This window comes from Pseudomonas sp. MYb2, from assembly GCF_002979955.1.
GTDB lineage: Bacteria > Pseudomonadota > Gammaproteobacteria > Pseudomonadales > Pseudomonadaceae > Aquipseudomonas.
Map to the genome: position 1 here is coordinate 17,003 of NZ_PCQC01000016.1, position 25,462 is coordinate 42,464.

23 protein-coding genes, 2 tRNA genes and 2 pseudogenes are annotated in these 25,462 nt (G+C 59.0%); 9 read left to right on the plus strand and 18 right to left on the minus strand.

Translation table 11 applies throughout. The annotated features are described in order from the left end of the window. Positions 1-4: 4 nt before the first annotated feature. Together CQ009_RS22455 and CQ009_RS22460 are read right to left on the minus strand one after the other, a co-directional pair. A complete protein-coding gene (locus CQ009_RS22455; protein ID WP_105708760.1) occupies positions 5-1,702 on the minus strand; it encodes a molecular chaperone HscC in 1,698 nt (565 codons plus the stop codon). A 188-nt stretch (positions 1,703-1,890) separates the two neighbouring features. Next, positions 1,891-3,309, minus strand: a complete 1,419-nt coding sequence (locus tag CQ009_RS22460) for a short-chain fatty acid transporter (RefSeq protein WP_105708761.1) — start codon at positions 3,307-3,309, stop codon at positions 1,891-1,893. Positions 3,310-3,621: 312 nt separating this feature from the next. On the opposite strand from CQ009_RS22460, the gene CQ009_RS22470 reads away from it, so the two are divergent. The 5 genes and pseudogenes from CQ009_RS22470 (at position 3,622) to CQ009_RS22485 (ending at position 7,852) form a co-directional block, all read left to right on the plus strand. Continuing rightward, the gene (locus CQ009_RS22470; protein ID WP_105708762.1) at positions 3,622-4,935 is read left to right on the plus strand and encodes an MFS transporter; all 1,314 of its coding nucleotides are present in this window, start codon (positions 3,622-3,624) and stop codon (positions 4,933-4,935) included. Positions 4,936-5,141: 206 nt separating this feature from the next. Further along, positions 5,142-5,828, plus strand: a pseudogene (locus CQ009_RS30510) (PAS domain-containing protein); the annotation flags it as partial. Between the two features lie 102 nt (positions 5,829-5,930). Continuing rightward, positions 5,931-6,368, plus strand: a pseudogene (locus CQ009_RS30515) (methyl-accepting chemotaxis protein); the annotation flags it as partial. 174 nt (positions 6,369-6,542) lie between these two features. Beyond that, positions 6,543-7,142: a flavin reductase family protein gene (locus CQ009_RS22480; RefSeq protein WP_105708764.1), complete on the plus strand. Its 600-nt coding sequence runs from the start codon at positions 6,543-6,545 to the stop codon at positions 7,140-7,142. Positions 7,143-7,219: 77 nt separating this feature from the next. Next, positions 7,220-7,852 (plus strand): LysE family translocator, encoded by a 633-nt coding sequence (locus CQ009_RS22485; protein WP_105708765.1) that lies wholly within the window; start codon positions 7,220-7,222, stop codon positions 7,850-7,852. 41 nt (positions 7,853-7,893) lie between these two features. Here CQ009_RS22485 and CQ009_RS22490 read toward each other — a convergent pair whose 3' ends face one another. The 3 genes from CQ009_RS22490 to ggt form a co-directional block, all read right to left on the minus strand. After that, positions 7,894-8,265, minus strand: coding sequence for a type II toxin-antitoxin system HigA family antitoxin (locus CQ009_RS22490; protein ID WP_064387655.1), 372 nt, complete (start codon positions 8,263-8,265; stop codon positions 7,894-7,896). Between the two features lie 3 nt (positions 8,266-8,268). After that, positions 8,269-8,571 (minus strand): type II toxin-antitoxin system HigB family toxin, encoded by a 303-nt coding sequence (locus CQ009_RS22495; RefSeq protein ID WP_064387654.1) that lies wholly within the window; start codon positions 8,569-8,571, stop codon positions 8,269-8,271. 249 nt (positions 8,572-8,820) lie between these two features. Continuing rightward, the gene (ggt, locus tag CQ009_RS22500) at positions 8,821-10,653 is read right to left on the minus strand and encodes a gamma-glutamyltransferase (RefSeq protein WP_105708766.1); all 1,833 of its coding nucleotides are present in this window, start codon (positions 10,651-10,653) and stop codon (positions 8,821-8,823) included. 269 nt (positions 10,654-10,922) lie between these two features. Between ggt and CQ009_RS22505 the strand changes: the two genes are divergently transcribed. Further along, complete coding sequence (locus CQ009_RS22505) at positions 10,923-12,035, plus strand: DUF2817 domain-containing protein (RefSeq protein WP_105708767.1); 1,113 nt, start codon at positions 10,923-10,925, stop codon at positions 12,033-12,035. 74 nt (positions 12,036-12,109) lie between these two features. Here the strand turns inward: CQ009_RS22505 and CQ009_RS22510 are convergent, their stop codons facing one another. The 3 genes from CQ009_RS22510 to CQ009_RS22520 are packed head-to-tail and all read right to left on the minus strand — an operon-like array spanning position 12,110 to position 13,901. Beyond that, positions 12,110-12,361 carry a bacteriocin immunity protein gene (locus tag CQ009_RS22510; protein ID WP_064387651.1) on the minus strand — a complete coding sequence of 84 codons (252 nt, stop codon included), beginning with the start codon at positions 12,359-12,361 and terminating at the stop codon, positions 12,110-12,112. Positions 12,362-12,391: 30 nt separating this feature from the next. Beyond that, positions 12,392-12,649 carry a bacteriocin immunity protein gene (locus CQ009_RS22515; protein ID WP_064387650.1) on the minus strand — a complete coding sequence of 86 codons (258 nt, stop codon included), beginning with the start codon at positions 12,647-12,649 and terminating at the stop codon, positions 12,392-12,394. Positions 12,650-12,653: 4 nt separating this feature from the next. Next, a complete protein-coding gene (locus CQ009_RS22520; protein ID WP_105708768.1) occupies positions 12,654-13,901 on the minus strand; it encodes an S-type pyocin domain-containing protein in 1,248 nt (415 codons plus the stop codon). 168 nt (positions 13,902-14,069) lie between these two features. Between CQ009_RS22520 and CQ009_RS29990 the strand changes: the two genes are divergently transcribed. Both CQ009_RS29990 and CQ009_RS30520 read left to right on the plus strand, forming a co-directional pair. Then, positions 14,070-14,243: a hypothetical protein gene (locus CQ009_RS29990; RefSeq protein WP_158262983.1), complete on the plus strand. Its 174-nt coding sequence runs from the start codon at positions 14,070-14,072 to the stop codon at positions 14,241-14,243. An 11-nt stretch (positions 14,244-14,254) separates the two neighbouring features. Beyond that, on the plus strand, positions 14,255-14,365 hold the full coding sequence (locus tag CQ009_RS30520) for a SymE family type I addiction module toxin (protein ID WP_371920182.1): 111 nt from the start codon (positions 14,255-14,257) through the stop codon (positions 14,363-14,365). A 68-nt stretch (positions 14,366-14,433) separates the two neighbouring features. Here CQ009_RS30520 and CQ009_RS22530 read toward each other — a convergent pair. Both CQ009_RS22530 and CQ009_RS22535 read right to left on the minus strand, forming a co-directional pair. Then, a tRNA-Met gene (locus CQ009_RS22530) sits at positions 14,434-14,510 on the minus strand. Between the two features lie 115 nt (positions 14,511-14,625). After that, positions 14,626-16,683 carry a methyl-accepting chemotaxis protein gene (locus CQ009_RS22535; RefSeq protein WP_105708770.1) on the minus strand — a complete coding sequence of 686 codons (2,058 nt, stop codon included), beginning with the start codon at positions 16,681-16,683 and terminating at the stop codon, positions 14,626-14,628. 444 nt (positions 16,684-17,127) lie between these two features. Here CQ009_RS22535 and CQ009_RS22540 point away from each other — a divergent pair, with 444 nt between their 5' ends. After that, positions 17,128-18,345: an MFS transporter gene (locus tag CQ009_RS22540; protein WP_105708771.1), complete on the plus strand. Its 1,218-nt coding sequence runs from the start codon at positions 17,128-17,130 to the stop codon at positions 18,343-18,345. Positions 18,346-18,530: 185 nt separating this feature from the next. On the opposite strand, the gene ychF is transcribed toward CQ009_RS22540, so the two are convergent. The 8 genes from ychF to CQ009_RS22580 form a co-directional block, all read right to left on the minus strand. Beyond that, positions 18,531-19,631, minus strand: coding sequence for a redox-regulated ATPase YchF (gene ychF / locus CQ009_RS22545; protein ID WP_007912904.1), 1,101 nt, complete (start codon positions 19,629-19,631; stop codon positions 18,531-18,533). A 22-nt stretch (positions 19,632-19,653) separates the two neighbouring features. Then, complete coding sequence (gene pth / locus CQ009_RS22550; protein ID WP_008079560.1) at positions 19,654-20,238, minus strand: aminoacyl-tRNA hydrolase; 585 nt, start codon at positions 20,236-20,238, stop codon at positions 19,654-19,656. A 171-nt stretch (positions 20,239-20,409) separates the two neighbouring features. After that, positions 20,410-21,009 (minus strand): 50S ribosomal protein L25/general stress protein Ctc, encoded by a 600-nt coding sequence (locus tag CQ009_RS22555; protein WP_064387646.1) that lies wholly within the window; start codon positions 21,007-21,009, stop codon positions 20,410-20,412. Positions 21,010-21,151: 142 nt separating this feature from the next. Continuing rightward, complete coding sequence (locus CQ009_RS22560) at positions 21,152-22,093, minus strand: ribose-phosphate pyrophosphokinase (RefSeq protein WP_003171603.1); 942 nt, start codon at positions 22,091-22,093, stop codon at positions 21,152-21,154. Positions 22,094-22,138: 45 nt separating this feature from the next. Then, positions 22,139-22,213: transfer RNA gene (locus CQ009_RS22565), tRNA-Gln, on the minus strand. Positions 22,214-22,249: 36 nt separating this feature from the next. Next, a complete protein-coding gene (ispE, locus tag CQ009_RS22570) occupies positions 22,250-23,101 on the minus strand; it encodes a 4-(cytidine 5'-diphospho)-2-C-methyl-D-erythritol kinase (RefSeq protein ID WP_105708772.1) in 852 nt (283 codons plus the stop codon). 3 nt (positions 23,102-23,104) lie between these two features. Continuing rightward, positions 23,105-23,722, minus strand: a complete 618-nt coding sequence (gene lolB / locus CQ009_RS22575) for a lipoprotein insertase outer membrane protein LolB (protein WP_016987219.1) — start codon at positions 23,720-23,722, stop codon at positions 23,105-23,107. 3 nt (positions 23,723-23,725) lie between these two features. Continuing rightward, positions 23,726-25,450 carry a tetratricopeptide repeat protein gene (locus CQ009_RS22580; protein ID WP_064387644.1) on the minus strand — a complete coding sequence of 575 codons (1,725 nt, stop codon included), beginning with the start codon at positions 25,448-25,450 and terminating at the stop codon, positions 23,726-23,728. Positions 25,451-25,462 lie beyond the last annotated feature (12 nt).

Below are 25,462 nucleotides of genomic sequence, written 5' to 3' on the forward strand. Positions count from 1 at the left end.
CTCCTTATTGCCACGGGGTGCGATCAAGTTCGGTCAGGCGTCGGCTCAAGTCGGTGCGCACTTCACGGATCTGGCGCTCATCCTGAGAGTCGAGGGCGATCTGGAATTGCTTGGCCCAATCGCCCATCAGATCACGCAGATCGCCCAGGCTTTCCTGATAGAGGCGCTCCAGACGTGCACTCAGCAGCGTGTTGACCTGTTGCTCGCGCGGGTGAATCTTCAGTTGCGCAAGGTTCGCCAGGCGTTGCTGGATCTCCTCGGGTGACAGCACGCCCGGGTTGTTCTCGATGACCAGCGAATGCTGTTGCCCGGTCAGGGGGATTTTCACCTGGGCTTCGAGCAGGCCGTTGTTGTCGTAGGTGAAGCGCACGTCGAGGGCAACTTCGCCGGCCTTGCGTTTCGGCACCTTGATGTCCAGTTCGCCGAGCGCCACGTTGTCTTTGACCAGACGGCTTTCGCCCTGAAAGATGCGCACGACCACCTGTTCCTGATTGTCGTGCAGGGTGTACACGGTTTTCACCCGACTGACCGGGACGATGCTGTTGCGCTCGATGATCGGCAGGTAGTGGCCGCTCTCATAGTTGCGACCGACCTGCGTCGAAGTCTCGATGCCCAGCGTGTAGGAGCAGACATCGGTCAGCACCACTTCTTCCAGCGCGGCGGCGCGGGCTTTGAGTGCTGCTTGAATGGCCGCGCCTTGTGCCACGACCTGATCCGGGTCGAGGGTGATCGACGGGAACCGGCCGAACAGCCCGGCAGCGAGTTTGCGCACCAGCGGCATGCGCGTGGTACCGCCGACCAACAGAATTTCGTCGAGGTCGCTGACGCGGATGCGCGCATCGCGCAGCGCCCGCTCAATCGGCGCACGCAGGCGTTCGAGCAGCGGCATGTACAGCGTCGCCAGCTGTTGCTGAGTGATGGTGTGCGTCCACTGCCGCTCACCGAGTTGCAAGCGGAATTCGGCGCTGTCGTCCTGGCCCAGCGCCTTGCGCACGCGCTCGGCCTCGCGACGCAGCGGCTGGATGACGCTGCTGCGCTCAGGGAAGTCTGCGGCCGAACGCTGCTGGCTGATGAAGTGCTCAAGCAGCACGGTGTCGAAGTCTTCGCCGCCGAGGAAGTTGTCACCAGCGCTGGCGCGGACTTCCATCACGCCTTCGAACAGCTCCAGAATCGACACGTCAAACGTGCCGCCACCGAGGTCGAAGACCAGGAACGACGTTTCCTTGTCCCGCTGATGCAGCCCATAGGCGAGGGCGGCGGCAGTCGGTTCGTTGATCAACTTCTCGACCTTCAGCCCGGCTAGCTCGCCAGCGATCCGCGTGGCCTTGCGCTGGGCGTCGCTGAAGTAGGCCGGAACACTGATCACCGCTTCGGTGACGGTTTCGCCAAACGCGCGCTCGACGTCTTCTTTCAGGCTTTTGAGCACCAGCGCGGACAACTCTTCCGGGCGAAACGCTTTGTCGGCCAGATAAACTTCCGTGGCGCTGCCCATGTGGCGCTTGAACAACGACGCGGTCAGACGCGGATGGGTGTGCAGACGTTCACGCGCGGCTTGGCCGACCAGAATCCGACCCTGATCATCCAGGCCGACAACGCTCGGTGTCAGGAACTGACCCAGGGCATTGGGCACCAACTCGGTGGCATCACCACGCCAGACGGCGACCAGGCTGTTGGTGGTTCCCAGGTCAATCCCTACGATCATTGCAACGAACTCCCTTTGCGCTTGGTAAAAAAATGAAACATTTATGGGCGCGCAGAATATTACCGAGGGTGTGATGCGGTAAAGCGGGATGATGGCTCTGAGCCATTATTTGCGACGGACAGCCCGATACAGAGCTGTTCGGGAGAATAGTGCGAGGCGCGGCCTTGATGACTTTGCCCCGCTTGGCTTTACGGCATGACCGGCGGCGTATACGCCAATGTCGTCCCCAGCGCCCACAGCAACAGCAGCACCAGCGGCGTGTGCACCAGCAACTGTACGAACGAGAATCCGATCAGGTCCCGCGCCTTCAGCCCAAGTACGCCGAGCAGCGGCAGCATGTAGAACGGGTTGATCAGGTTCGGCAGCGCTTCTGCAGCGTTATAAATCTGCACCGCCCAGCCGAGGTGATATTGCAGATCATTGGCGACCTGCATCACGTACGGCGCTTCGATGATCCACTTGCCGCCGCCCGACGGAATGAAGAAACCGAGAATCGCCGAGTACACGCCCATCAACAGTGCGTAGGTGTCGTGGGAGGCGATGCTGACGAAGAAGGTCGAGATGTGATGCGCCAGGGTTTGCGCGTCAGTGCCTTTGACCGTGGTCATCAGGGCGGCAATCGAGCCGTACAGCGGGAATTGAATCAGTACGCCGGTGGTGGTCGGCACCGCGCGGGCCACGGCATCGAGGAAACTGCGCGGGCGCCAGTGCAGCAATGCGCCGAGCATGATGAACAGGAAGTTGTAGGTATTGAGGCCGGAAATCGCGGTGATCGCCGGTTTGGTCGAAAACTCGTGGAACAGCCATCCCGCCGCCAACAGCACCAGCACAATGATCAGCAGTGGACTGTGTTCCAGCCATTCACCCGGACGGGTGCGCGGTTGCAGCGGTGGCAGGTTGAAGGCCGGGTCGATGCCGCAGGCCTTGGCATCGCGCGCCGAGTTCGGCCCGGGGGCGGTGGCGTAGGCGATGATGATCGAGATCACGATCAGCGCCAGCAGCATCACGCCGGACTGCCAGAGGAAAATCGTTTCGGTGAACGGAATCACTCCGGTGATCGACAGGATCGACGGTGGCAGGCTGGCGGGGTTGGCCTGCAACTGCGCAGCCGACGACGACAAGCCCAGCGCCCACACCGCGCCAAGGCCCAGATAGGCAGCGGCACCGGCGGCGCGGTAGTCCATTTTCAGGTCGGTGCGGCGGGCGAGGGCGCGCACCAGCAACCCGCCGAACACCAGCGACAGGCCCCAGTTGAGCAACGACGCGACCATCGAGATCAGCGCCACCCAGGCCACGGCGGAGCGGCCGTTTTTCGGAATGCGTGCCAGGCGGTCGATCAACTTCACGGCGGGCGGAGAACTGGCGACCACGTAGCCACCGATCACCACGAAGGCCATTTGCATAGTGAACGGAATCAGACTCCAGAAGCCGTCACCGAACGCCATGGCGGCATCGGTGGGCTTGGCGCCCATGGCCAGTGTGGCGACGGCCACGATGATCACGGCCAGCGCGGCGAACACCCAGGAATCGGGGAACCAGCGTTCGGCAAAGCTTGAACAGCGCAGGGCAAAGCGTGCGGAGCGGCTATCTTCGATATCAACGGCCACAGGGAGTACCTCGGATTTTTATGGTTATTGTGGTCTTGCGGACGAAACACATATCCCCTGTAGGAGTGAGCCTGCTCGCGATGGCGTCGAGTCAGTCGATACACCTGTTGAATGTAAAAACGCTATCGCGAGCAGGCTCACTCCTACAGGGTTTTGACTGTGGGATTCGCCAAGTCTCAACAGTAATTCAACTGCCGGTGCTTTGTGAGCAGCTTTTGCAAAACCGGGACTATGGTCTAACGGGTTGTCCATCCGCCCATTTGCGTAGACCATGGGCGCCTTGGTTTTTTGCCTGATTCAGAGTTCTTTGCCATGACTGCCCAAACCGCGGCCAAACCCGCGCCGTTCAGCCGTTCCGACTACAAGACCCTCGGCCTTGCGGCCCTTGGCGGTGCGCTGGAAATTTACGATTTCATCATCTTCGTGTTCTTCGCCCTGACCCTCAGCCAATTGTTTTTCCCCCCGGAAATGCCCGAGTGGCTGCGTTTGCTGCAAAGTTTCGGGATTTTTGTCACCGGTTATCTGGCGCGGCCGTTGGGCGGGATTCTGATGGCGCATTTCGCCGACAAACTCGGGCGCAAGAAAGTCTTCAGCCTGAGCATCCTGATGATGGCGCTGCCGTGCCTGCTGATCGGGATCATGCCGACCTACGCGCAGATCGGTTACTTCGCACCGCTGTTGCTGCTGGCGTTGCGCATCCTTCAAGGTGCGGCGGTAGGCGGTGAAGTGCCGAGTGCCTGGGTGTTCGTCGCCGAGCACGCGCCGACCGGCCATCGCGGTTACGCCCTGGGCTTTTTGCAGGCCGGCCTGACTTTCGGTTATCTGATCGGCGCATTGACCGCGACCTTTCTCGCGCAAGTGTTCACCCCGGCGGAAATTCTCGATTACGCCTGGCGTTACCCGTTCCTGCTCGGTGGCGTGTTCGGCGTGATTGGCGTTTACCTGCGCCGCTGGCTGAGCGAAACCCCGGTGTTCATGGCCATGGAAGCGCAGCGCGAGGCGCGGGTTGAACTGCCGCTGCGCACGGTGCTGCGCGAGCATCGACTGGCGATGCTGCCGGCAATGTTGCTGACCTGCGTGCTGACTTCGGCGGTGGTGGTGTTCGTCGTCATCACCCCGACCATGATGCAGAAAACCTTCGGCATGACCGCCAGCCACACCTTCGCCCTCAGTGCATTGGGCATCGTGTTTCTCAATATCGGCTGCGTGATCGCCGGGTTGCTGGTCGATCGTCTTGGCGCCTGGCGCACGGTCATGCTCTACAGCCTGTTGCTGCCACTGGGCATCGGCGTGCTGTATGGCTGCCTGATCATGGGCGGTAGCTGGGTAGGCTTGGCATACGCGGTGGCCGGTCTGGCTTGCGGTGTTGTCGGCGCGGTGCCGTCGGTGATGGTCGGGTTGTTCCCGGCACGTATTCGCGTGTCAGGCATTTCCTTTACCTACAACATTGCCTACGCCATTTGGGCCAGTATCACACCGCTATTGCTGATCGGTCTGATGCCGTGGAGCCCATGGATCTGCGTGATGTTCTGCGCGGTGATGGGCGTGGTGGGTCTCCTGACGGCGGCGTATTTCGGCTCGCGAATGCCACGCACGGGACCGTGTCAGGTGGCGGGAACTGCCTGACGCGGTGGCGCGGCACTATTTTTGACCGACGGGTCGCAAACGCTCTTCAGAAAAGATTTTCAAGGCCGATGGTTAGGCTGCATCCCGCTTTCTATCCTGCCCATCGGTACTTTCCCATGTTCAACAAACGCTTGAAGCAAGAGCTGGCCGCTCTTCGTGAAGAACTCTCCAGCCTCGTGCAGGTAAAGGAAAGCCTGGAAAGCGAGATGCTGGTGCTGAACCTTGAGCCCGACGGGCGCATTCAGTCGGTCAATCAGAACTTCCTCACCGAGATGCTTTACAAGAGTCAGGACCTGATCGGTCGGGCGATTGAAGACATCGTCCCGGCGCATGTGAAGACTGACGAATTCCACCAGCGCTTCAAAAACGCTATGACCCGTGGCGAGCATTTCGCCGGTGCCGTGCGCCTGCTGCGTGGCAATGGTGAAGAGGCGTGGCTGCGTTCGATCGTGCAACCGGTGCGTTCTTCGGACGGGCGGATCAAGCATATTTCGCTGTTCGCCAGCGACCTGACCCGCACCATCGAAGCCTCCCGTGAACACGAAAACCTCATCGGTGCACTGGTGCGTTCGACTGCGGTGATCGAGTTCGACCTCAACGGCAATGTGCTGAACGCCAACGATCGCTTCCTCAGCGGCATGGGTTACAACCTGGCGCAGATCAAGGGCAAACATCACCGCCTGTTCTGCACCCCGGAGGAATACAACAGCGCCGAGTACCAGAACTTCTGGCGCCGTTTGAACAACGGCGAATTCGTGGCTGATCGCTTCAAACGTGTCGACAGCCACGGTCGTACGGTGTGGCTGGAGGCGTCCTACAACCCGGTGGTCGATGCCAACGAGAAACTGTACAAAGTGGTGAAGTTCGCCACCGTGATCACTGATCAGGTCAACCGCGAACAAGCGGTAGCCGACGCGGCGAGCATTGCCTACAGCACCTCGCAGCAAACCGACAGCACCGCCCAGCGCGGTACCACGGTGGTGACTGAGGCGGTCAACGTAATGCGTGATCTGTCGCGGCACATGCAGGCAGCCGGTGAGGGTATCGAGGCGCTGAACGAGCAGTCGCAGGTGATCGGTACCATCGTCAAAACCATCAGCGGCATTGCCGAACAGACCAACCTGCTGGCGCTCAATGCTGCCATTGAGGCGGCGCGCGCCGGTGAGCAGGGCCGTGGTTTTGCGGTGGTGGCCGACGAAGTGCGGCAACTGGCCTCGCGCACCAGCCAGGCGACCGAAGAGATCGTCACCGTGGTGCGGCAGAACCAGGAAATGGCGCGCAACGCCGTGGCCCTGATGACCGACGGCAAGCTTCAGGCTGAACAAGGGCTGGCGCTGGCGGCCGAGGCGGGCACGGTGATTGTCGAGATTCAGGACGGTGCGCAGAAAGTCGTGAATGCCGTTGGCCAGTTCGCCAACCAACTCTCCCACTGACCTGCACTAAACCCCTGTAGGAGCTGCGGCACGCTGCGATCTTTTGATCTTGATTCCGAGGATCAACATCAAGATCAAAAGATCGCAGCGTGCCGCAGCTCCTACAGAGTTTTCACCTGCCTGTATTTCGATGCTGGCGCTACAATCGGCTCCTTTTCCCCCGGAGCAGACCCCATGAGCGATTCCCACCGCCGCCCGGTGCCCCTGAACAAAGCCTACCGTTTGCTCAACCACGGGCCGACCGTATTGGTCAGCGCCGCTCACGACGGTCAGCGCAACATCATGGCTGCCGCATGGGCCATGCCGCTGGATTTCGAGCCACCGAAAGTCGCGGTCGTCCTCGAAAAATCCACTTGGACCCGCCAGTTGCTCGAAGCGTCCGGTACCTTCGTGCTCAACGTGCCGTGCGTCGATCAGGCCGACATCGTGCAAACCGTCGGCAATACCTCGGGCCTGGACATCACCCAAAGCCAAGGGCAAGACAAATTTCAGGCTTACGCCTTACAGACCTTCAATGGCGAACAAGTTGAAGCACCTTTGCTTGAAGGCTGCGTCGCCTGGCTCGAATGCCGTTTGCTGCCGGAGCCGCGCAACCACGAGCAGTACGACCTGTTCCTCGCCGAAGTCATCGCCGCCCACGCCGATGAACGCGTGTTCAGCGACGGACGCTGGCATTTCGAAGGGCATGACGGTTTGCGCACCTTGCACCACGTGGCGGGCGGGCATTTTCTGAAGATTGGTGATGCGGTGGATGGCAAGACGCTAGCGGTCTGAATGACGGCTGATGGCAAAACATTGCAGGATGTTGCAAGGTAGGGGGCATCGTCGAACCCAATCAGGCGCATACCCCCATGGATCTTTCCCTTTCGAGTTATCTGGCGCCGTTACTGTCGCTGGCCCTGTTGTGGACCGTGGCGGTGGTCACGCCCGGCCCGAACTTCTTCAACATCGCGCAACTCGCGGTCAGCCGTTCCCGCCGTCATGGCGTAGTCGCGGCGCTCGGCGTCGCCAGCGGAACCGTGTTGTGGGGGCTGGCGGGTGGCCTGGGCATTCAGTCGCTGTTCAGTGCCGCGCCGACGCTGTACCTGAGCTTCAAGATTGCCGGTGGCTGCTACCTGATCTACCTCGGGCTCAAGCAGTTCAAGCGCAAGGCGCCGATTGTCGCGGGTACGCTGGATGACTCGCAGCAAACGTTGCTCGGCGCTTATGGTCGCGGCTTTCTGGGCAACATGACCAATCCCAAGTCAGCACTGTTCGTCGCCACCATCTTCGCCACCGCCATGCCAGCTCACATCCCGCCGCTGTTGCTGGCGCTGGCGGTGCTGACCATGGCGACGCTGTCGTTCAGTTGGTATTGCTGCGTGGCGCTGTTCTTCGCCAGTCGTCGGATCGCTGGTGTGTACGAGCGTTCGCGGCAATGGCTTGATCGCTTGGCCGGTGGTTGTTATTTGCTGTTTGGGGCGCATCTGGTGGCTAATCGCTGATCGCTAAGCTGCAGTCAAAGGCTGGGTTGCTGCAATTTGTATCAGATTTGCTTCATTGGTTTGATCAGGCTTTCGGCGGGAATTCCAAACAGCTCATGAAGTTTCCATATCATTGGCAAAGTGAGTGCCCGCTTGCCGTTCAACACTTCATAGACCCTGTTTGTTCGACCAATAGCCGGAGCGAGATCCGCGGCTGACAGGCCTGACTGTTCCATTCGGAATTTGATGGCATCGATCGGATTGGGCAAATCCAGTGGAAACTGTTTGGCTTCATAGGCCTCAATGAGAGTGATCATGATGTCGAAGTAATCACCTTCAGGGGTACCCGGTTCTGGCTCGTTGTCGAAAAGTGCAGACACGTTTTTGAGCGCCGCACGGTAGTCTTCTTCGTTATGAATCGGACGTATGTTCATGGGTTACTCCATTTCGACGGTATCAGCGTCGATTGCATCGTACTGCTTGTGGGTGCCGACGAATTTTATGTATATGGCGCCGAAGCGGTAGGCCACGGCTACGATCAGGCGAAAGTCATTGCCCTTGATGTTGAACACCACTCTGCGGCTTTTCAGAATGCTCGCAGAAGTAAAATGTGCCTTGATGTCCGAGGGCGTTGACCAGCTTGCTTTCCTCGCTTCATCTATCCACGCCAACAGTGGTTGCTCTGAGTCCGGATACCGTTGCCAAAAATTTTTGAGCTGACTGACAGCGATAATTCTCATGACGCGATCCTAGTCCCGCTATGGGACTGATGCAAGGCTGTTGGCTGTCGGTGGACGTACGGTTCTAATATTTGCGTGTTCATAAATGCCAGCAGATCCCGAAAGTGTTGTTTGCTGAACGGCCACTTACTCTATCCGTGGCAGCAAATTTTCGGTGTAGGAAAAGGCGACGGGATGCGAGTGAACACAATCTGTTGGCCACAAAAAAGGCCTACCTCACGGTAAGCCTTTTCTCTTTGCGTTCTAGCCTCAATCCCCCAACGCTTCGCCCTCACGCCGTGGATCCGCACCACCCTCCAACGACGCTTTCCCCTGCGCATCCTTGACCCGCACGATGGCCTGGGTGCCGCTGGTCATGTCGATTTCATTCACCGCATGCCCTTTGTCTTTCAGCGCCTGAATCAGCGCCGGGCTGAACTGACCTTGTTCCAGTTCGGTCGGGCCGTTGCGGCTGCCGAAGTTGGGCAGGCTGATGGCGCTTTGTGGGTCGAGGTTCCAGTCGAGCAGGCCGACGGTGGTTTTGGCGACGTATTCGATGATTTGCGAACCACCCGGTGAGCCGACCGTGGCGACGAATTCGCCGCTGTGGCGATCGAAGATCAGCGTTGGCGCCATCGACGAGCGCGGGCGTTTGCCGGGCTCGACGCGGTTGGCGACTTTCTGGCCATTCTCTTCGGGGATGAACGAGAAGTCGGTCATCTGGTTGTTCAGCAAAAAGCCCTGCACCATCAGGTGTGAGCCGAACGCGGCTTCGATGGTGGTGGTCATCGACACCGCGCCGCCGAGGTCATCCACCGCGACCACTTGCGAGGTGGAGATGCGCAGCGGCGAGCGGTCCGGCGCGTAGGCCACCTGCACGCCCGGCGGTGTGCCCGGTTTGACGCTGCCCATGCTGCGTTCGCCGATCAGGCTGGCGCGGCTGGCGAGGTAACCCGGATCGACCAGGCCTTTTACCGGCACTGGCACGAAGTCGGTGTCGGCGACGTATTGCGCGCGGTCGGCGTAGGCCAGACGTTCGGCTTCGGCGATCAGATGCACAGCCTCTGGCGCCGGTTCGATGCCCGCCGGTTTGTCGGTTTTCACTGGTTTGAGCGGCGTCAGGGAAAGACGTGGATCGCGCGTTTCCAGTGCCTGCAACGTACCGAGAATCTGCGCCACGGCGATCCCGCCCGACGACGGCGGCGGCATGCCGCAGACCTGCCAGCGCTTGTAATCGGTGCACAGCGGCGCGCGTTCCTTGGCCTGATAGCGCTGCAGATCGTTCAGCGACAGGCTGCCGGGGTTGGCGTGACCCTGCACCTTGGCGACGATTTCTTCGGCGATCGGGCCTTTGTACAACGCATCCGGGCCTTCATTGGCGATGCGTTTGAGCACGGCGGCCAGCGCCGGGTTTTGCAGACGTGTGCCGACGGCTTTGACGCTGCCGTCGGCGTTGAGGAAGTACTTGGCCATGTCGGGTGATTTGCGGATTACCGGATCTGATTCCAGCAGCGAATGCAGGCGCGGCGAAATGGCAAAGCCTTGCTCGGCCAGTTTGATCGCCGGTTCAAACAGCTTCGCCCATGGCAGACGACCGTGTTGTTCGTGTGCCATCTCCAGCGCGCGCAACACGCCCGGTGTACCGACCGAACGACCGCCAATCTGCGCCTGCGGGAACGACATCGGCTGGCCATCAGCACGCAAGAACAGCTTCTCGGTCGCCCCGGCCGGTGCGGTTTCGCGACCGTCATACGTGCGCACCTGTTTGCCGTCCCACAACACGATCATCGCGCCGCCGCCGATCCCGGATGACTGCGGCTCAACCAGGGTCAGCACCGCTTGCATCGCAATCGCCGCATCAATCGCCGAACCACCCTGACGCAGCATCTCCCGACCAGCTTCAGCAGCCAGAGGGTTGGCAGCCGCTGCCATGTGTTTACTGGCGTGACGGGTTTGCAGATCGGTACGGAAACCGGACGCGGCTTCCGGGGGCAGCGGCAAAGTCGAGGAGGGCGGGGCGTTGCAGGCGGTGAGGGTCAGGGCGCTGATGATCAGCGTCAGGGCTGGCAGGCGAAAGCGGCTCAAAGGCAAGGCTGAAAACACGCGGGCTCTCCGTCCGTGGGATAAAAGTCTCAGGGACTTTATCGACCGCTCGGTCGCGACGCAAACCGATGGGTATTTTTGTCTTTCTTTTCGGGGCGGATGTTCGCTAGGGTCAAGCTCAAATTTATAGAGCACCAGCATCCCCTGTAGGAGTGAGCCTGCTCGCGATAGCGTCATCACATTCAACATCATTGCTGACTGACCCACCGCGATCGCGAGCAGGCTCACTCCTACAGAGGTCAAACCATAAAAATCACAAGAGGCCAAGAATGCACAGCGAGTTCCCCACCGAAGCCAGTTACCGCAATCAACGCGAACAGTTTCTCGCCGCCGCCAATGCCGCCGGCGCCACGCTCACCGCCTACGCACATCCACGCTGCGGGCCATTCGGCGAACCGCTGAGCACCGACGTCGTCGTGCTCGGTGATCCGCAGGCCAAACGTCGTCTGGTAACGCTCAGCGGTACGCACGGGGTCGAGGGCTATTACGGCTCGGATTGCCAGATCGAATGGCTGAAAACCTTCGAACCCGGTTCGCTGCCCAAGGATGTTGCGGTGGTCATGGTTCACCTGATCAACCCATGGGGCACGGCGTGGTTACGCCGGGTCAACGAAGACAACATCGACCTCAACCGCAATCATCTGGATTTCACCGGGCCTCTCCCAGATAACCGCGCTTACGCCGCACTGCATGAAATCTACGCCTGCACCGATTTGCACGGCCCCGAGCGCCAACGCGCCGATGTCTTGCTCGATGCGCAGATCAACGAACACGGCTGGCCGGCGGTGATGTCGATTGTCGAGGGCGGTCAGCACAGCCATCCCGACGGCCTGTTTTACGGCGGCCGTGCGCCGAGCTGGTCGAATCGCACCTTGCAGCAAATCATCGAAACGCATCTGGCTGGCGCTGAAACCGTGATGTGTTTCGACCTGCACACCGGCGCCGGTGAGTACGGCCATCCGATGTTGCTGACCATCACCCAGGCGCCTTACCCGGCACTTGCGCAAGCGCAGGCGATTTATGGTCCATGGCTTTACACCCTGCACACGGGCGCCGACACCTTGAGCGAAACCGGTGTGGCAGCGACGGCTACCGGGTACACCTCGCAGGCGTTGCTCAATGCTTTACCGGACGTGCAGTTGATGCCGTTCGTGATCGAGTGCGGGACTTATCCGGGGCCGGATGTGCATCGGCATTTGCGCGATGACCATTGGCTGCATTTGCATGGCGATCCGCTGGATGCGACGGGGAGGGGGATCAAAGTGAATTTGCTGGAGCAGTTTTATCCGGTTGATCCGGATTGGCGGGCGATGGTGGGGCTGCGGACTCGGCAGATTTGGGCGAAGGGGTTGGCAGCCCTGTCGACAGAGAAACCTGAGTAGGTCAGGCATAGCGTTATGGTGAGGAGGTTTATCCCCTCGACACAAGTTCGGTGATCATCTCGAGGTATAGGTACTTATTGCTTGAACCCAGGCAGTCCATTCGCCGCGCGCCACCGCTTTACTGTTTCGGTGATTTCTTCGGCCGTTAGGGATTTGCTCAGATCTTCCGGCCAGTAAATCAGATCAGATCCCGCCGGGTGTTCTGATAGACGCGCAAACTCCAGTAATAGCGGATCAAGTATTTCATCGGGGCTGGTGTTGGCGGCTAGTACGGATTTTAGAAATTCGACGAAATCAGCTTCTGTGTAGTCAGATATTTTTGTCATGCAATGGTCGGTTTAAATGGGCGGATTGAATTACCGTTTGAATCCGGGTAGCTCATTGGTGGCGCGCCATTTCTTTACGGTTTCGGTGATGCCTTCAGGGGTGCAATCAGCGTCATCCTCCGGCCAATAAATCAGGTCAGTACCGGCGGGGTGCTCGGCGAGGTCACAGAATTTATCCAATAGATCCGCCAACACCATCTCTGGCGTGCCATCCCCATTGGAAGTGAATATTTCCTGCAATAAGCTAATGAATTGCTCTTCGGTGTAATCAGTAATTTTATTTGCCATGAGGTTATTTCCGGTGAATATCTATATGATTTTTTGGCGTGCTGACCCTTAAGTTCTCGATGTCATATACATCACCACCTTCCGATACCCATACAACGTGATGTAGTTCGTAAGTTTTTCTTTTACCCACAGCATCTTGATACCGGGCATGAGGTGCGCTGCCACTGCGCATAAGCGCAATATTCTGCGGTTTAAATTGCTCAGCCAGTTCTGGATCATTCACAACCTCAGTCCAAAACGCCTTTCTGAAGGCATCGAAGCTTGAAAACTCCCGCCCCCTAAGCCTATCCGCAATCCGTGTCGGAATCGGCGCGCCGACCCCCGTTCCCGCCCCAGTAAGCCATATCCCCGACACATCCTCACCAACACCCGTCACCGTACCTGGCGTCAGTCTGGCCGGCCTCGAAAAAACCACATACAGCGACTTCAGCCCAGTGTCCGCCGGGAACACCAGAATACAATCCTCGGCAGTAATGTCCTCGCCGGGCAGGCCTTCTATCTGGGTATCCGTGTTCTCGGGAATCGGATGAACAAGGATCGTGTTCAGTTGCTCGCCGTGTTCGGGATAAACCAGCGGCGGCATCGAACCGAGTGGCCCGCGTTGTGGCGTCCACAAAATCGTGATGCCGTTGAGCTTGGCCTCCATCGCAGTCTTGTCGCTGTTCCACTCGACTTTGACAGTGCGCACCGAGTCATCGCCCGAAGCGCCGGAGTGGATGCCGTAAACCTGCATGACTCCTTCAGTATTACGTCGAAACTGGAAGCGCACACGAGTGGGGGCGCGGCTCATGCGGCGCAGTTGTTCGTCGGTGTGCAGCGTGCCGTCACCCATGCGGGTCGGCAGCATCCCGAGGACGAACACGCTGGCCGGCCCAGCAGCGCCGCGAATTGCCCAGTTGAGGCGTTGTTGCAAAATGCCGCCGCCCGCCAAACGCCCCAAGGCCAGATCGGCACCTATTGCCGTCGCGACAGCGGTGCTGGCAGAGGGCAAGAGCATGGCGCCGGCGACCATGATCTTGCCGAAGTTGCTGGCGGGTTCGGGTGCCGTACCGGCGTCCGTTCGGCACCAGTTATCCACCGTGCAGGACTTGGCGAACACCTGATCTTCGCGGCGATTGGGCGTTGGCCATTCATCCTTTTCGATGTACACCGGCTCCGGCGCTTTGGGTGGAAACCACCCGCCCCATGAAGCGCCGCCGTAGTCGCGCTTCCAGGGCCAATCTTCATCGAAGAGCGATTTGAATCGAGCCATGCCAACTCCCTGTATGGCTTTGAATCGAGCCAGGGAAGCTTGTCGGTCAATGGGGAATTCGGGCAAACCGGTGGGGCAAGTTTCAGGCGCTTGGTTTTACGAAAAATCCAATTCGTACCTGAATCGGACCTGTTTCCTACAGCGCTCTCTCGGCCTGTTGATTGGCGATTGATTCAGCTGAAGCCGGGGTGTTTCGTGCTTGTAGTCTTTCGCTTTGCATGGGGACGGCTGCAGTCCATCAAGGCGCTTTCGAAGGTCCAACAGAAGGTCATTACGCAGATGCTCGACGCCCTGATCGCACAGGCAGCGACCAAAACGAGCGACGAAGAAAAAGAGGTTTGAACGCCAAACCCGTGCCTTGGATCAAGTTCCGCGGCCTGTGGTTACGGCGGGCAGGATTCGAGGTAAGCGAGAACGTCAAAGTGCGCGTGATGAAGGGGGGGGCTGTGATTACTGCGGAATAACAGATTACCGAAACTTTTCTCGAGGCATAAAAAAACGGCCTACCTTTCGGTAAGCCGTTTTTAGTACTTGGTGGCTACACAGGGACTTGAACCCCGGACCCCAGCATTATGAATGCTATGCTCTAACCAACTGAGCTATGTAGCCAAGTGGCGCGCATTATTCCCCTGAAATGGAAAAGCGTCAAGCGTAAATTTAAAATATTTCTTCTTATTTTCAACCGCTTATCCTCCAGCCCGGGAAATCCGGGCCGGGCAGGGCCTCAACGCAGCTGAAATCTTGCGGTATTGGCGCTCAAGGCGTGGCTGCCCTGACTCAGGGTATCCGCCGCGAGGTTCACCGCGCGTGCGCCTTCAAGCAAACGCACGGCCGCCTGATCGACCTGCTGGATATTGCCGCTGACTTCATCGGCGGTGCTGGCCTGTTCCTCGACCGCCGTAGCGATCTGCGCGAGCGTGTCAGTGACGCTCTGTACGGCGCTGGCGATTTCGCCCAGGCGTTCACCGAGGCCGGTGACCGATTCGGCGTCGGTTTGCGCCTGACCACACGCCGCTTCCATCAAACTCACGGCTTCGTTGACCGTGGCGCGCAAGCTGTCGACTGTGCCGGCAATCTGCGCTGTCGAAGATTGTGTGCGTTGCGACAGGCTACGCACTTCATCCGCCACCACAGCGAAACCGCGACCTTGTTCACCTGCGCGCGCAGCTTCGATGGCCGCGTTAAGCGCGAGCAGGTTGGTCTGTTCGGCAACACCGCGAATGGTATCGACGACCAATTGGATCTGCTGACCTTGCTCGCTGACCCGACCCAACGCCGCAGCGGTCTCGTTCAAGCGTTGATTGAGCTGCTGGATACTCGCCGTGGTGCGTTGGCTGTCACGGCTGCTGTCGGCGGCGATGCGGCGGGTGTGCTGCGCGCTGCCGGAGGCCTGTTCGCAGCTTTGCGCCACGCCTTGCGATGTCGCGGCCAATTGCGTGGCAGCAGCGGCGATCTGGCTGATCTGCAACTGCTGCGCCTCGACTTCGCCGAGGGCGCCGCTGGAATGTTCGTTGAGGCTGCGCACCGCGTTGCTCAACTGCGAGGTCTCGTGATCGACGCCGAGCATGCTGTTGCGCAGTTGCACCACGGCGACGTTGAGCGCAGTGCTGATCGCCGCCAGTTCGTCGCGGCCCACCACCGGCACTTGCAGGCTGAGGTTGCCATCGCGCAGGGCTTCGGCCAGCAAAGTAATTCCGCTGGCGCTGCGGCGGATCGAGGCTTGCAGGCAGACGAACAAATACAACGCCGCGAGCAGCAGGCAACCGAAGATCGCTGCGACGAGGATGAACTGTCGGATTGCTGAGCTGTGGTAGGCGTCGAGGCGCAGATCCAGCGACACCAGCGATTGCTGGCGCAGGGCGGCGAGGTCGCTCAGCAAGGCGTCGAGGCTGCGTTCGAAGTCTTCCGGTTTGAGGTTGATGCTGCCGCCGAACACACCGTCATCCAGCACCTTCAAACCGCTATCGAGGTGTTTGAGGCTGTCGTGGTATTGGCTGGCCCAGCTCTGCTGATCTTTCGGCAGGCGTGCTTCGAGCAGCGTGGCGGTTTTCACCAGTTGCTCGCGGGCATCGCCGATGCGGCTGCGCAGGTCACGCAACTGCAAACGGCTTTGCAGGGTGAACTGGCCGGAGACGACCGAGGCCTGGCCGACTGCGGCAAGGCGGCCGACCCGTTCGATCAGGTCCGGCGCGTGTTGCGTGGAAATTTGCGTCAGCAAGTAGGTTTCCAGCCACGGCGCGAGAGTCAGGCGGTTGTCCATGACGATCTGCTCGCGCAACGCTTGCAGGGCGCTGAGGGCGTTGGTGAAACGGTCGTAGCCGTCCGGCCACCAACCGACACCGCTGAGGCTTTTCGAGTCCAGGCCGTTGAGCGCGGTTTGCAGCGCTTGATAACGACTGAGGGTTTCGCCTTCGGCACCTTCGTTTTTCAACGCGTTGCCCAAATCTGTGGTGGCTTGCAGAACCGCCGGTTGCACCGCATCGAACGCGGCCATGGCGGCGAGAGTGGCCGGTGTCGGCTGGCGATTGGTTTCGGTGGCGCGCCAGCGGGCAGCGCGGTCACGTTGGGCGGCGAGCAGGTTGTCCAGCGCATCCAGCGCGAGCAACTGGCGCACGCCGGCGCGTTCGCCGGAAATCAGATTGAGCTTGTCGCGATAGTCCTGGCCGATCATCAACAGGCTGCCGGCCAACGGCAGAATGAACAGCAGAAACAACAACTGGAATTTACCTGCGAAGCCAAAACGCCCCAGCAATTTGATCCCCGGTGAAAGGAAAGCCTGCATGCCCCATGACTCCTCTGGACACCACGCACCAATGGCGTGCATCGCGGTCGTGCGACCTGGATGTTGTGCCCTGCTAAAAGGCCTCGAAAGTTCACTCTCGCCCGCTCTGTAGGCCGGCTCTGTAGCGAAACTTCCCATTGTCGGTCGCCTTTGTAAGGCGCCCGCGTTCAAGGGGAGAAGCAAGGCAAGATTCAGACCATGGCGTTGCGCTATCACCTTGTCCAGATAATCCGGGCTTTGTGTAGGAGCTGCCGAAGGCTGCGATCTTTTGATCTTTGTTTTTAAGATCAAGATCAAAAGATCGCAGCCTTCGGCAGCTCCTACAGGGATTGATCTGTGATTCAGTTGGTTAGTTAGCTGGCTAAGGGGATGGCGCTGGCGCACCGAAAAATGGCACATTGACGCACCTGCCTGCGTGCACCCATCTGCTGTCCGGAAACTTTCATGGCTATCAGCAACGTTCAGACCGCCGCTGCCTCGGCGCCCGCTGCTCCCCAAAGCAGTCCATTGGTGATGCGTATCATCGGCGCGGTGGCGCTGGCGCATTTGATCAACGATCTGATCCAGTCGGTGCTGCCGTCGATCTACCCGATGCTCAAGGCCAATTACGGCCTGACCTTTACTCAGGTCGGCCTGATCACCTTGACCTTTCAACTGACCGCGTCGCTGCTGCAACCGTGGGTCGGTTATCACACCGACCGGCATCCGAAACCGTGGCTGTTGCCGGCCGGTTCAATCTGCACGCTAATTGGCATCGTGATGATGTCGATGGTCGGCAGTTTTCCGTTGATTCTGCTGGCGGCGGCGCTGATCGGAATCGGTTCCTCGACGTTCCACCCCGAGGCCTCGCGGATTGCGCGACTGGCCTCGGGCGGACGCTTTGGTCTGGCGCAATCGACTTTTCAGGTTGGCGGTAACGCCGGTTCCGCGTTTGGCCCGTTGCTGGCGGCGGCGATCATCATTCCGTTCGGTCAGGGCAATGTGGCGTGGTTCGGTTTGTTCGCGGTGTTTGCGCTGTTCGTGCTGTACCGCATCAGCCGCTGGTACGCCCATCACCTCAATCTGTTCAAGCTCAAGGCCGGTCAGGCAGCGACTCACGGGCTGTCGAAGGGCAGGGTGACCAGTGCGCTGGTGGTGCTGGGGCTGTTGGTGTTTTCCAAGTATTTCTACATGGCCAGCCTGACCAGTTACTTCACCTTCTACCTGATCGAGAAGTTCGACTTGTCGGTGGCCAGTTCGCAACTGCACCTGTTCCTGTTTTTAGGCGCGGTGGCGGCGGGCACATTTTTCGGCGGGCCGATTGGCGACAAGATCGGGCGTAAGGCGGTGATCTGGTTCTCGATCCTCGGCGTGGCACCGTTCACGCTGCTGATGCCTCATGTCGATCTGTTCTGGACCAGTGTTCTTAGCGTGGTGATCGGCTTCATTCTGGCCTCGGCGTTCTCGGCGATTGTGGTGTACGCGCAGGAGCTGGTGCCGGGCAATGTCGGGATGATTGCCGGGGTGTTCTTTGGTCTGATGTTTGGTTTTGGCGGGATTGGCGCGGCGTTGCTCGGGCATCTGGCGGATATTCACGGGATTGAGTACGTGTATTTCCTGTGTTCGTTCCTGCCGTTGTTTGGCGTGTTGGCGATTTTCCTGCCGCGGACCAAAAAAACCTGATTCACACATTTCCCATTGTAGGAGTGAGCCTGCTCGCGATAGCGGTGTGTCAGTTACGGTTGAATTGACTGACACTCCGCTATCGCGAGCAGGCTCACTCCTACAGGGAATTGGTGGCGTGGCGGAAAATATTTCAGGCACAAAAAAGCCGCGTATCAAACGCGGCTTTTTCTTGGGCGTGTCGCTTACACGTTAAAACGGAAGTGCATCACGTCGCCGTCCTTGACGATGTAATCCTTGCCTTCCAGACGCCATTTACCGGCTTCTTTGGTACCGGCTTCGCCCTTGTACTGGATGAAGTCGTTGTAGGCGATCACTTCGGCGCGGATGAAGCCCTTCTCGAAGTCGGTGTGGATCACGCCGGCAGCTTGAGGAGCGGTGGCACCGACTTTGACGGTCCAGGCGCGGACTTCTTCGACACCGGCGGTGAAGTAGGTCTGCAGGTGCAGCATTTCGTAGCCGGCGCGGATCACGCGGTTCAGGCCAGGCTCTTCCAGGCCCAGGGCCTCGAGGAACATGTCCTTCTCTTCGCCGTCATCGAGCTCGGCGATTTCAGCTTCGATCTTGTTGCAGACCGGAACGACCATCGCGCCTTCTTCTTCGGCGATGGCGCGAACCACGTCCAGGTGCGGGTTGTTCTCGAAACCGTCTTCAGCAACGTTGGCGATGTACATGACCGGTTTGGTGGTCAGCAGGTGGAAGCCCTTGATCACCGCTTTTTCGTCAGCGCTCATGTTCTTCATCAGGCTGCGCGCCGGTTTGGCTTCGGTGAAGTGCGCGATCAGTTGCTCAAGCAGAGCCTTCTGAACCACGGCGTCCTTGTCACCGCCCTTGGCGTTACGCGCGACTTTCTGCAGTTGCTTCTCGCAGCTGTCGAGGTCGGCGAAGATCAGTTCCAGGTCGATGATTTCGATGTCGCGCTTCGGATCGACGCTGTTGGAAACGTGGATCACGTTTTCGTCTTCGAAGCAGCGCACCACGTGAGCGATCGCGTCGGTTTCGCGGATGTTGGCGAGGAACTTGTTGCCCAGGCCTTCACCTTTCGAGGCGCCGGCTACCAGGCCAGCGATGTCGACGAATTCCATGGTGGTCGGCAGGATGCGCTTCGGATTGACGATGGCCGCCAGGGCTTCCAGACGCGGATCCGGCATCGGCACGATGCCGCTGTTCGGCTCGATGGTGCAGAAGGGGAAGTTTTCGGCCGCGATACCGGATTTGGTCAGGGCGTTGAACAGGGTGGACTTGCCGACGTTAGGCAGACCGACGATGCCGCAATTGAATCCCATGGTGTTTCCCCTCGGAGTAGAGTCAGGCCTTCTGGCTGTGCAGGTTTTTCATCGCGCGGTTCCATTCACCGGCGAGGATATCCGGCAGCACGCCGAGGGCAAAGTCGATGCTGGCATCGAGTTTTTCCTGTTCGGCGCGTGGCGCACGACCCAGGACGAAATTTGAAACCATACTGGCGACGCCCGGGTGGCCAATGCCAAGCCGCAGGCGGTAGAACGTATTCTGATTGCCCAGTTGCGCAATGATGTCGCGCAACCCGTTGTGACCGCCATGGCCGCCGCCTTGCTTGAGCTTGGCAACGCCCGGAGGCAAGTCGAGTTCGTCGTGCGCCACGAGGATTTCTTCAGGCTTGATACGGAAGAAACCGGCGAGTGCCGCCACGGCCTGGCCGCTGCGGTTCATATAGGTGGTGGGAATCAGCAGACGAACATCCTGACCCTGATGCGAATAGCGCCCGGTCAGGCCGAAATATTTGCGATCGGCCACAAGATTCACATTCTGTGCGTGGGCGATGCGCTCAACAAAAAGGGCCCCTGCGTTATGCCGGGTCTGGTCGTATTCGGCGCCTGGATTTCCCAGGCCAACGATCAGTTTGATGGCAGTCACGATAGGGGCCCTTCCTTTGAGTGGTGAGTAACATCGCCGCGATCAGGCAAAGCGGCGAAAGTGGACGAAAAATGCTCATTTACCATGGATGTAAACTCCGCGTTCTCGCCCGCTTTCTCGCTACGTTCCAGTCCGCGATGTTACTTGCTCACTCAGGCATGACAGAGTGAATTACTCTGCTGCGCCTTCTTCAGCTTCTGGAGCAACGCGTGGAGCGTGTACGTTTGCAACAGCTTTGTCGTCACCGTGAGCCAGTGCAACGAACTCAACGCCTTTAGGGGCTTTGAGGTCGGACAGGTGAACGATTGCGCCGATTTCCAGAGCCGACAGGTCGACTTCGATGAACTCAGGCAGATCTTTCGGCAGGCAAGTTACTTCGATTTCGTTCAGGACGTGCGAGATCTCGCCGCCTTTCTTGATCGGAGCTTCTTCACCGACAAAGTGCACAGGCACGATAGCGGTCAGTTTCTGGCCGGCTACGACGCGTACGAAGTCAGCGTGCAGAACGTGACCCTTGGACGGGTGACGTTGCAGAGCTTTGATGATGACGTTCTGCTTTTTGCCGCCAACGTTCAGTTCGATAACGTGGCTGTAGGCAGCATCGTTTTCGAGCAGTTTGGCAACTTCTTTGGCCAGCATGCTGATGGATTCAGGGGCTTTTTCGCCACCGTAAACAACAGCTGGAACCAGAGCGGCGAGACGACGCAGGCGGCGGCTCGCACCTTTCCCCAGGTCGGAACGCACTTCAGCATTCAGAGTAAAATCGTTCATTTTGTATCTCCAAAATAGCCATGACCGGAGTGGCGTTTGCGACCAGCGCCAAACACGGTATGGGCAAAAAAGCCCCGCCCCGGCAGGAATGCCGGGGCGGGGCGCTTTTCGTCAACGAGACATTTCGAGAAGGGCAGGGCCCTTAACGGAACATCGCGCTGATCGATTCTTCATTGCTGATGCGGCGAACCGCTTCGGCAACAACCGGTGCGATATCCAGTTGACGGATACGTGCACAGGCTTGTGCTGCAGCGGACAGCGGGATGGTGTTGGTCACCACCAGCTCGTCCAGCACGGAATTTTCGATATTCTCGATGGCCCGACCCGACAGCACAGGGTGTGTGCAGTAGGCGAAGACCTTGGCTGCGCCATGCTCTTTCAGGGCCTTGGCCGCGTGACACAGAGTGCCGGCGGTATCGACCATGTCATCGACCAGAATGCAGGTACGCCCTTCGACATCACCGATGATATGCATCACTTCAGAGTGATTGGCTTTCTCACGGCGTTTGTCGATGATCCCGAGATCCACGCCCAGGGATTTGGCAACGGCACGTGCACGCACGACGCCACCAATGTCCGGGGAAACGATCATCAGGTTTTCGAAGCGCTGATCTTCAATGTCATCCACCAGAACCGGGGAGCCGTAGATGTTATCTACCGGAATATCGAAGAAACCCTGAATCTGGTCAGCATGCAGATCAACCGTGAGAACACGGTCGATGCCGACTACGGTAAGCATGTCAGCAACGACTTTCGCGCTGATAGCCACACGTGCGGAACGCGGACGGCGATCCTGACGGGCATAACCAAAATAAGGAATAACAGCAGTGATACGAGTAGCCGAGGAGCGGCGGAAGGCATCAGCCATCACTACCAGTTCCATCAGGTTATCGTTGGTCGGAGCGCAAGTCGGCTGAATAATGAAAACGTCTTTACCGCGAACGTTTTCATTGATCTCGGCTGTAATTTCGCCGTCGGAGAACTTACCGACAGAGATGTCACCGAGAGGGATATGCAGCTGACGTACAACACGCCGAGCCAGATCGGGGTTAGCGTTCCCCGTAAAGACCATCATCTTGGACACGCGCAGTACCTAGAGGCTGAGGGTAACCTGGATGAGTATAGAAAATGGCAGGGGCGGCTGGATTCGAACCAACGCATGGCAGGATCAAAACCTGCTGCCTTACCGCTTGGCGACGCCCCTGTATCTGTTGCATCAAGTGCCGAGCACCTGGTTCCTTTAGAGCAGACTTTGCAGCTTGCGGTGCAACATCGAAACGTTGCTGCCTTTGGCTACAAACCCTGTAAGGGTCTCTGTCAGAAGGGCCGAGACTTTATCAGCTTCAGCTTTGCTTGGGAAGCCCCCAAACACACAACTTCCAGTTCCGGTGAGTTTTGCTTCGGTAAATTTACCTAACAAATCCAATGCGTTACGTACTTCTGGGTAACGCCTTGCAACCACCGGCAAGCAGTCATTTCGACTGTTTCCCTCGGGAACGGGGCGCACTTTAATGGGCGGCGTGTTACGTGTCAACAAAGGATCGGAAAAAATTTCTGCCGTACTTACAGAGACTTGCGGTACGAGCACCAGATACCACGGTTCTTCGGGATCCACCGGGGTGAGTTTCTCGCCCACGCCCTCGGCAAAAGCCGCATGACCACGGACGAAAACCGGCACGTCGGCGCCGAGTGTCAGCCCCAGAGTAGCCAGGCGATCTTCGTCCCAACCCAACTGCCACAAATGATTCAGACCGAGCAAAGTGGTCGCCGCATTTGAACTGCCGCCACCAATGCCACCGCCCATGGGCAGCACTTTATCGATCCAGATGTCGACGCCCAGCGTACAACCCGATTGTTGCTGAAGCATTTTCGCCGCGCGCACGATCAGATTGCTGTCATGCGGCACGCCGGCAAACTCCGTGTGCAGTTGAATCACACCGTCATCACGTACGGCAAACGTGATTTCATCGCCGTAATCGACAAACTGAAACAGCGTCTGCAATTCGTGGTAACCGTCTTCACGGCGCCCGAGAATGTGCAACATCAGGTTGAGTTTGGCCGGCGAGGGCAGGGTCAGGCGTGCAGCGGTCATGCGTTATTGCCCCAGCTTGCGCGGTTGCCAGGTCTTGATCACCAGCGTGACGTCGAGGTCGGTGCCGTGCAGCTTGATGCGCTCGGGCAACCAGTAACCATTCTGTTCGGTGTAAGCGGTGTATTCGACTTTCCAGCCATCCTGTTCCAGGTTGGCCAGACGGCTGTCGGCGTCCAGGTTCAGGCGACTTTTGCTGTCCGGAGCCGGCAGGCCACGCACCCACCAGGCCAGATTTGACACTGGCAGTTTCCAGCCCAACTGCTCTTCAAGCAGGGCTTCCGGGGATTGCGATTCGTAGCGGCCCTGATTGGCGACTTCCAGCGACACCTTGCCCGGACGCCCGGTCAGGCGTGCAGCGCCACGACCCAGCGGGCCGGACAGACGAATGTCGTAGTAATCCTGACGTTGCAGCCAGAACAGCGTGCCGCTACCGGAGTCTTTCGGGGCGCGGATGCCGATTTTGCCGTCGATCTGCCAGCCGTCGAGGCCGGTCAGTTGCTGTTTGTTCGCGGCCCATTGAGCCGGACTGCCGTGGCCCTCGACCGATTCACGAGTGCCAAAACCCGAGCAGCCGGCGAGCAGGGCGATAAAGCTGAAAACAATAACGTGGCGCAAAAACATGAGTTAAAGAGTCTCGGATCCGGTCAGGCGCTTGATGGTGCTGCGCAGAATGGTGCTGTCGGGCTGATCCTTGAGGAATTTGCCCCAGATTTGTTTGGCTTCGCGCTGGTTGCCCTTGGTCCACAACACTTCACCGAGGTGGGCGGCAACTTCGTGGTCAGGAAAACGCTCCAGCGCCTGACGCAGATATTTCTCGGCGTCGTCCAGATTGCCCATGCGGTAATTCACCCAGCCAAGGCTGTCGAGTACGGCCGGGTCTTCCGGGTTGATCTGGTGTGCCTGCTCGATCAGTGCTTTGGCTTCAGCGTAGCGGGTTGTGCGGTCGGACAGGGTGTAGCCTAAGGCGTTCAGCGCCATGGCGTTGTCCGGATCGCGCTTGATGATCAGACGCAGGTCTTTTTCCATCTGCGCCAGGTCATTGCGTTTTTCCGCGAGCATTGCCCGGGTATACAGCAGATTCAGATCGTCCGGGTACTGCTGCAAGGCTGTCTGCAAGACTTTCCAGGCCTTGTCGTCCTGTTTGTTGGCCGACAGGGTTTCCGATTCGATCAGGTACAGCTGAATCGCGTAATCCGGTTGCTCGTCGCGCTGGGCGGCGAGTTTGCTTTGCGCTTCGGCGGTCTTGCCGTTGTTCATCAGGATATCGGCCTGACGCAATTGCGCTGGCAGATAGTCGTTGCCCGGGCCGACCTGGGCGTACTCGAGAAGAGCGCCTTGCGGGTCGTTGCGTTCTTCGGCAATGCGACCGAGGTTCAGGTGCGCCGAATCGACGTGGCTTTCGCGGGCGATCAGGTCTTCCAGATAACCCTTGGCCTCGTCCCAGGCCTTGGCTTCCAGGCAGACGAGTGCCAGTGAGTAACGCAGTTCGTCGTCCTCCGGGTATTGCTGAACCAGGCTGGAGAACTCGGCCTTGGCGTCGTCCATGCGGTCTTGCTCAACCAGCATGCGCGCGTAAGTCAGGCGCAGGCGTTTGTCGTCCGGGTATTTCTTGATGCTTTTTTGCAGCAAAGGCAACGCTTCATCGCCACGGTTCATGATTTGCAGCAAGCGCGCACGCAACAGGATCGGGGCGATTTCGCCTTCTTCCGGCGGATGGTCTTCGAGCAGGCTCAGTGCGGCCTTGTTGTCGCCGTCCTGCTGCAGGAGCAGCGCCTTGCCGAAAATCAGCTGGCTGTTGTTCGGATGACGCTGCAACAAACGGTCAAAACTTTTCATCAGACCGTTGCGGGTTTCCTGATCGGTATCGGCGGCCGACAGCGCGAGGAAGTCGAAGTGGGTATCGCCTTTGCCCTGCAGGACTTTCTCCATATAAACCATGGAGTCGTCATAGCGCCCGGCACGGGCCAGTTGCACGGCGGCGGCGCGTTGCGCTTCGAGATCGTCCGGCGCGTTTTTGGCCCAGATCAGCGCGGTATCGAGGGCCGGTTGATCGGCGCCCAGATATTCGGCGATGCGGAATGCACGCTCGGAGACGCCCGGATCCTGGGTGTTGATGGCCTGGGTCACGTAGTTGTCCAGAGCAATGTCGAAACGATTGCGCTGGCCGGCGAGTTCGGCGCTCAACAGACTGAAAACGGTTTCCTCGCTGAACGAGCTGTAAACCTTGGGCTTTTCAGGCGCGGGCGTGGTGTCTTCAACCGGCGGCGTACCGTCCGGCGAAACGGGAGCCAAGGCCTGGCAGCCGCTGAGGAAGACAAAAGCGAGGAGCAACGCGGAAGATCTATTCATATAGGAGAAGGA